This is a genomic window from Burkholderia sp. Tr-20355 (assembly GCF_017104685.1).
GTDB lineage: Bacteria > Pseudomonadota > Gammaproteobacteria > Burkholderiales > Burkholderiaceae > Burkholderia > Burkholderia seminalis.
Genome location: NZ_JAAGPK010000248.1, coordinates 1 through 7,853, shown reverse-complemented (window position 1 = coordinate 7,853; position 7,853 = coordinate 1). Strand labels below are relative to the sequence as shown.

General features: G+C 65.8%; 5 protein-coding genes. 1 reads left to right on the top strand and 4 read right to left on the bottom strand.

Going from position 1 to position 7,853, the window contains the following annotated elements:
• The coding region (locus G3N62_RS33160; RefSeq protein WP_241013276.1) for an FGGY family carbohydrate kinase at positions 1–322 on the bottom strand (322 nt) is incomplete at its 3' end.
• Positions 323–761: 439 nt separating this feature from the next.
• Here G3N62_RS33160 and G3N62_RS33155 point away from each other — a divergent pair.
• Complete coding sequence (locus G3N62_RS33155) at positions 762–2,138, top strand: nucleobase:cation symporter-2 family protein (protein WP_034190516.1); 1,377 nt, start codon at positions 762–764, stop codon at positions 2,136–2,138.
• Between the two features lie 139 nt (positions 2,139–2,277).
• On the opposite strand, the gene G3N62_RS33150 is transcribed toward G3N62_RS33155, so the two are convergent.
• The 3 genes from G3N62_RS33150 to bpeB form a co-directional block, all read right to left on the bottom strand.
• On the bottom strand, positions 2,278–2,841 hold the full coding sequence (locus tag G3N62_RS33150; protein ID WP_049028697.1) for an AAA family ATPase: 564 nt from the start codon (positions 2,839–2,841) through the stop codon (positions 2,278–2,280).
• A 187-nt stretch (positions 2,842–3,028) separates the two neighbouring features.
• The gene (locus G3N62_RS33145; protein ID WP_069245695.1) at positions 3,029–4,552 is read right to left on the bottom strand and encodes an efflux transporter outer membrane subunit; all 1,524 of its coding nucleotides are present in this window, start codon (positions 4,550–4,552) and stop codon (positions 3,029–3,031) included.
• Positions 4,552–7,695, bottom strand: coding sequence for an efflux RND transporter permease BpeB (gene bpeB, locus G3N62_RS33140; protein ID WP_206141449.1), 3,144 nt, complete (start codon positions 7,693–7,695; stop codon positions 4,552–4,554). Before bpeB ends, G3N62_RS33145 begins: the two co-directional genes overlap by 1 nt.
• Positions 7,696–7,853 lie beyond the last annotated feature (158 nt).

The following is a 7,853-nucleotide window of genomic DNA, read 5'->3' as shown; positions in this document are numbered from 1 at the left end:
CCGCGTCCGCTTCGCGCGCGGCGCGCGTGTCGGGCCACAGCAGCGCGGGCCGCACCGGTTGTCCGGCCGCGTCGATCAGCACGACGCCGTGCATCTGGCCCGAGAAGCCGATCGCCGCGACCTGCGCACGCTCGCCGGCCGGCAGCCGTGCGGCCGCGCGCACGAGCGCCTGCCACCACGTATCGGGCGCGATCTCGGCCCAGCCGGGCTGCGGCGACGACAGCGCATAAGGTTCGCTCGCGACTGCCCGCTCGACGCCATCTGCATCGAGCGTGACGAGTTTGATGGAGCCGGTGCCGAGGTCGATTCCGAGCAGGCGCATGACGGGTAGGCGAATTCGAATGAACGGATGTCGATGATAACGGGATCGCGATATGCGCCCCGGCTTTTGCCGCCACGCCGGCGCGCCGGACATGCGGCCGGCCGACCGGTTTCACCGGGCCGCAACCCGCACGCAAAAGCGGGCGTTCGCGGGTTAACCCGGCACGAATTTGCATCGGTCCTTTTTGCCACTATGCGGCACGCCCGATACAGACCATAAAGCAGCCCATATTTGGCACGGGGGTCAGCGCTATTTTGAAGGGCTATAAAACCGGGGAACCTCACTCCTGCGGCAGTTTCCCGATGATCGACACCCTGCTCCATGCCGAAACGGCATATCGAACCAGCAAAGAACGGAATAGTACCCAGCGCTCTTGTTGCGTGGATTCATTCCGCATAACTTCGTATCACCCCGAAAACAAGATCATGGAGTGAGACAGATGCAATCGAACACGGTCCATCCGTGCGATGAGGTGCTGCCAACCGGCAAGCTGGTAACGCTTGGCCTGCAGCACGTCCTCGTCATGTACGCCGGCGCCGTTGCCGTGCCGCTTATCGTTGGCGCCGCACTCAAGCTGCCGAAAGACCAGATCGCGTTCCTGATCAGCGCCGACCTGTTTTCGTGCGGTATCGCCACGCTGATCCAGACGCTGGGCCTGTGGATCTTCGGGATCCGCCTGCCCGTCATCATGGGCTGCACGTTCGCGGCGGTCGGCCCGATGATCGCGATCGGCACGAACCCCGGCCTCGGCATTCTCGACATCTTCGGTTCGACGATCGCGGCCGGCATCATCGGCATCGTGCTCGCGCCGATGATCGGCAAGCTGTTGCGGTTCTTCCCGCCGGTGGTCGTCGGCACCGTGATCGCGGTGATCGGGCTGTCGCTGATGGAAGTCGGCATCAACTGGGCGGCCGGCGGCGTCGGCAACCCGGAGTACGGCAGCCCGGTCTATCTCGGCCTGTCGCTGCTCGTGTTGACGCTGATCCTGCTGATCAACAAGTACGGCCGCGGCTTCGTCGCGAACATCTCGGTGCTGCTCGGCATCGTCGCCGGCTTCGCGATCGCGTTCGCGATCGGCCGCGTGAATACCGACGGCGTCGCACACGCGCCGTGGGTCGGCTTCGTGATGCCGTTCCACTTCGGCCTGCCGCACTTCGACCCGCTGTCGATCGTGACGATGGTCACGGTGATGTTCGTCACGTTCATCGAATCGACCGGCATGTTCCTCGCGGTCGGCGACATGGTCGATCGCCCGGTCAACCAGGAGCGCCTGGTGCGCGGCCTGCGCGTCGACGGCCTCGGTACGCTGATCGGCGGCATCTTCAACTCGTTCCCGCATACGTCGTTCTCGCAGAACGTCGGCCTGATCGGCGTGACGGGCGTGAAGAGCCGGTTCGTGTGTGCGACGGGCGGCGTGATCCTCGTGCTGCTCGGCCTGTTCCCGAAGATGGCGCAGGTCGTCGCGTCGGTGCCGCCGTTCGTGCTCGGCGGCGCGGGCATCGTGATGTTCGGGATGGTGGCCGCGAACGGCATCAAGGTACTGTCCAAGGTCGACTTCGTGAACAACGCGCACAACCTGTTCATCGTCGCCGTGAGCGTCGGCATGGGCCTCGTGCCGGTCGTGTCGCCGCACTTCTTCTCGAAGCTGCCGCCCGCGCTCGCGCCGATCCTGCACAGCGGCATCCTGCTGGCGTCGGCATCGGCCGTGATCCTGAACATCGTGTTCAACGGCGTGAAAGGCGAGAAGGATGCGCGCTGCGAGATCCGCCGCGCCGGACACGACTTCGACGGACGTCCCGCCGACGTGCACCACTGATCGCCCCGCGCCGGACGACGGCGCGACGCGATAACGCAAGACGCCACGGCATGCCGTGGCGTTTTGCTTGTTCCCGGCTGGGCCCACGCGGCCGTGGCGCCGTGGACGCCACGTACGCGCCCCCGCGAGGCGCCGCGTGTCAGCCTCCGTGCAACGCCAGCGCCAGCATGATGTTTCGCGCGCAGGCCTCCGGCGTGGCCGTGCTGGTATCGACGCTCACATCGTAGGTCATGCCCGCATGCACCCTGTCGTACTGCCAGCGCGCGAGCCCCGCGAGACGATCGCCCCGTCGCCGCTCCCGTTCCTCGAGCACCTCCAGCGGACAGTGGACGCCGACCAGGCTGACCGTAAACGGCGCCAGCAAACGGGCGTACTCGGCCTTCTCGTCGCCCAGCAGCACCTCGTCGACGATCAGGTTGTTGCCCTGCTCCGCCAGCGCGACGATCGCGTGGCGCATCCCCTGCATCGCTCGCCGGGCAACCGGCCCGCTGCTGATCGACACCACGTTCCTGCCGTCCTCGACGAACGACGAAAACGTGAATCCGGCCGCGTCGTTCAGGTAGCGCGCGGGCAGCATGTCGAGAAACGCATCCATCCGGACGTGCAGGTACGGGCTGGCCAGCAGCGCCTGGAGCGCATGCGCGAGCGACGTCTTGCCTGAACTGCCCGCGCCGTTGAGCAGGATGATCCGGGTCGTTTTCATGCAGCGAGTGTACCTGCGCGTGTTGAACGACGCCGGACGGGTGGACGGAACGCCGATGCGATTGCCGGCACGTCGGCGCGGACACAAAAAAGAAAACGCCACGGATTGTGGCCCGTGGCGTTCTCGTTTCCGCATACAGCCGGTTCCAGGGACAGGCGCGGCTGGCCGCCCCTCCCCTTCGTTGCACTTACCCGTTCGTCGCGGCCGCCGACGCAGCGACCGGAGCAGCCGCCTTGTCGTAGTCGACCGGCGCATCCGGCGCGCGCGGCGTTTCGCCGGCCCGCTGGATCCACCCGCCGCCCAACGCGCGGTACAGGTCGACCAGGTTCGTCCAGCGCGCCAGACGTGCGCTGATCAGCGTCTGCTGGGCCGAGTACAGGTCCGTCTGCGCCGTCAGCACCGACAGGTAGCTGTCGACGCCGTTCTTGTAACGCAGGTCCGACAGGTCGAAACGACGCTGCTGCGCATGCTCGTTGCGCTCCAGCGCCGCGATCTGCTGGTCGTACGTGCCGCGTGCGGCGAGACCATCCGCCACTTCGCGGAACGCCGACTGGATCGCCTTCTCGTAGTTCGCGATCTCGATGCGCTTCTGCACGTTCGCCAGGTTCAGGTTCGCGATGTTCTGCCCGCCTTCGAAGATCGGCATCGTGATCTGCGGCGCGAACGACCACGCCGCCGTGCCGGCCTTGAACAGGCCGCCGAGCGTCGGGCTGCCGGTGCCGAATGCGCCCGTCAGCGAGATGCGCGGGAAGAACGCCGCACGTGCCGCGCCGATGTTCGCGTTCGCGGCCAGCAGCGTCTGCTCGGCCTGCATCACGTCCGGACGACGCGTCAGCAGATCCGACGGCAGCCCGGCCGGCACGTCCGTCAGCAGGTTCTGCGCGTCCAGCGGCATGCCCGCCGGCAGGTCGTCCGGCAGCGGTTCGCCGATCAGCAGCACCAGTGCGTTCAGCGCCTGCGCTCGCGCACGCGCCTGCGCCTGCTGGTTCGCGAGCGCCGTCTCGACCACCGTCTGCGCCTGACGCAGCTCGAGCTCCGAGCCCGTGCCGTTGTCGAACTGCAGCTTCGTCAGGTCGTACTGCGCCTGCGCGGACTTCAGCGTGTTCTCCGTGACCTTCAGCAAGTCGTCGGTCGACAGCAGCGTCAGGTACTGGTCGGCCACGGAAGACACCAGCGAGATTTCCGACGCCTGCCGTGCGTACGACGTCGACAGGTACTGCGCGAGCGCCTGGTCCTTCAGGCTCTGCACGCGGCCGAACAGGTCGAGCTCCCACGACGCCGACAGCCCGACGTTGTAGGCACGCGAGATATACGGCGCACCGGTCGTCGACAAGCCCTGCGGCACGCGCTGGACGTTGCCCGTGCCCGTACCGTCGAGCGTCGGGAACAGGCCCGCGCGCGTGATCTGGTACTGCGCGCGCGCCGCCTCGATGTTCAGCACCGACACGCGCAGGTCGCGGTTGTTCTTCAGCGCGATCTCGATCAGCCGCTGCAGGCGCGGATCGACGAAGAATTCGCGCCAGCCGATGGCCGTCGCCGCCTGGCCGTTCGCGCTGCGCGCGCCGGCCGCACCCGGCTGCGTCGCGTAGACGCCGCCGGCCGGGTACGCCTGCGCGACGGGTGCATCGGGCCGCTTGTAATGCGGCGCCATCGTGCAGCCCGTGGCAAGGAGCGCGACCGCGATTGCAGTCAAAGCGTGTTTTTGCATCATCACTGTCCCTTGTTGCCTTCGTCGCCGTTGCCCGGCTTCTCTTCGTGGTGCGAGTGCTCCTGAGCCAGGCGCAGCGCCTCGTCGACGTCTTCCTTCTCGCCGCTGAAGATCGCGCGGATCTTCACGAAGAACATCGGGATCATGAAGATCGCGAGGAACGTCGCCGTGATCATCCCGCCGATCACGCCCGTACCGATCGCATGCTGGCTGGCCGAACCCGCGCCGTTGCTGATCGCGAGCGGCATCACGCCGAGAATGAACGCGAGCGACGTCATCAGGATCGGGCGCAGCCGCAGGCGCGCCGCTTCCAGCGCGGCCTCGATCGGCCCCATCTTCTCCGTCATCTGCAACTCGCGCGCGAATTCCACGATCAGGATCGCGTTCTTCGCGGACAAGCCCACGGTGGTCAGCAGGCCGACCTGGAAGAACACGTCGTTTTCCAGACCGCGCATCGTCGCCGCAAGCAGTGCGCCGATCACGCCGAGCGGCACCACCATGATCACCGAGAACGGGATCGACCAGCTTTCATACAGCGCCGCGAGACACAGGAACACGACGAGGATCGAGATCGCGTACAGGATCGGCGCCTGCGAACCGGACTGGATTTCCTGGAACGACAGGCCGGTCCACGAATAGCCGATACCGACCGGCAGCTTCTTCGCGAGCCCTTCCATCGCGGCCATCGCCTGGCCGGTCGACTTACCCGGTGCGGCCTGACCCTGGATTTCCATCGCCGACACGCCGTTGTAGCGCTCGAGCTTCGGCGAACCGTACGTCCAGTGGCCGGTCGCGAACGAACTGAACGGCACCATCCCGCCCGACCCGTTGCGCACGTACCAGACGTTCATGTCTTCCGGCGTCATCCGGAACGGCGCGTCTGCCTGCACGTACACCTTCTTGATCCGGCCGTCGGTGTCGAGGAAGTTGTTCACGTACTTCGACGCCCATGCGATCGAGAACGTCTGGTCGATCGCATCCGCCGTCACGCCCAGCGCATTCGCCTTCTCGCGGTCGATGTCGACCTTGTACTGCGGCGTGTCGTTCAGGCCGTTCGGGCGCACGCCCTGCAGCGTCGGATCCTTCGAAGCCATCCCGAGCAACTGGTTACGCGCGGCCATCAGCGCATCGTGGCCGAGACCGGCGTTGTCCGTCAGCTCGAAGTCGAAGCCGGCCGCCGTGCCGAGTTCGGGAATCGACGGCGGGTTGAACGGGATCACGATCGCGTCCTTGTAGCCCGCGTAGCGCCCGAACATCCGGCCGATCAGCGCCTGCACCTTCTGGTTCGCGTGCTGACGCTGCGAGTAATCCTTCAGGCGCACGAACACGAGACCGGAGTTCTGGCCGCGGCCCGCGAAGCTGAAGCCGTTGACCGTGAACGCCGACTCGACGATTTCCTTCTCGTCCTTCAGCAGGTAGTCGGAAATGTTCGCGAGCGTCTTCGCGGTCGTTTCCTGCGTCGAACCCGACGGCGTCTGCACGATCACGAACATCAGGCCCTGGTCTTCATCGGGCAGGAACGACTTCGGCAGGCGCACGAACAGCAGCCCGACCGCGACGATCACGACCAGATAGATGATGAGCCAGCGGCCCGAGCGCTTGATCACGTGGTGCACGCCGACGTGGTACTTGTCGCGGCTGTTGTTGAACGTACGGTTGAACCAGCCGAAGAAGCCCTTCTTCTCTTCGTGATGCCCTTGCGGGATCGGCTTGAGGATCGTCGCGCACAGTGCCGGCGTCAGAATCAACGCGACGAGCACCGACAGCACCATCGCCGACACGATCGTCAGCGAGAACTGACGATAGATCGCGCCGACCGAGCCGCCCGAGAACGCCACCGGCACGAACACCGCCGACAGCACGAGCGCCACGCCGACCAGTGCGCCGGTGATCTGGCCCATCGCCTTGCGGGTCGCCTCCTTCGGCGACAAGCCTTCTTCCGCCATCACGCGCTCGACGTTCTCCACCACCACGATCGCATCGTCGACCAGCAGGCCGATCGCGAGCACGAGGCCGAACATCGACAGCGTGTTGATCGAGAAGCCCACCATCGACATGATCGCGAACGTGCCGAGCAGCACGACCGGCACCGCGATCGTCGGGATGATCGTCGCCCGCAGGTTCTGCAGGAACAGGTACATCACCAGGAACACGAGCACGATACCTTCGAGCAGCGTCTTGACCACTTCCTCGATCGACAGCTTCACGAACGGCGTCGTGTCGTACGGATACTTCACGACGAGGCCGTGCGGGAAGAACGGCGAGAGCTCGTCGATCTTCGCGCGCACGGCCTTCGCGGTCGCGAGCGCGTTCGCGTTGGTCGCGAGCTGGATACCGAGTGCCGCGGTCGGCTGACCGTTGTACTTCGTGTCGAAGTTGTAGTTTTCGCCGCCGAGGCCGATCTGCGCGACGTCCTTCAGGCGCACCTGCGAGCCGTCCTGGTTGACCTTCAGCAGGATGTTGCCGAACTGCTCGGGCGTCTGCAGCAGCGTCGATTCGGTGATCGTCGCCTGCAGCACGGTGCCCGGCTTCGCCGGCGTGCCGCCGAGCTGACCGCCCGCGATCTGCACGTTCTGCGCGGTGATCGCCGAGCTGACGTCGACCGGCGTGAGGCCGTAGTTGGTCAGGCGGGTCGGGTCGAGCCAGATCCGCATCGCGTACTGCGAGCCGAACAGCGTGACGGTACCGACGCCGTTCAACCGGCTGATCGGATCCTTCACGTGCGACGCCACGAAGTTCGCGAGGTCGTACTTGTTCATGCTGCCGTCTTCGGAGTTGAAGGCGAGCACCAGCAGGAAGCTGCTGCTCGACTTCGTCACCGACAGGCCGAGCTGCTGCACGACCTGCGGCAGAACCGGCGTCGCGAGCGACAGCTTGTTCTGCACCTGCACCTGCGCGATGTCGGCGTTGGTACCCGGCGCGAAGGTCAGCGTGATCGTCGCGTTACCCGAGTCGTCGCTCGTCGACGACATGTACAGGAAGTTGTCGAGACCGCTCATCTGCTGCTCGATCACCTGCGTCACCGTGTCTTCCACCGTCTTCGCGGAAGCGCCCGGATAGTTCGCGGTGATCTGGATCGATGGCGGCGCGATCGTCGGATACTGCGAGATCGGTAGCGTGAAGATCGCCGCAACCCCGGCCAGCATCAGGATGATGGCGATCACCCACGCGAAGATCGGGCGAGTACTACTATCTCGTCGCGCTGAACAACCTGAAGGCGCACGGGATGCTCAACGAAGTCTTCAGCGACGCGATGCTCGCGACACTGCAGCAGCGCCTCACCTTCTGCGACATGTTCGGCCCC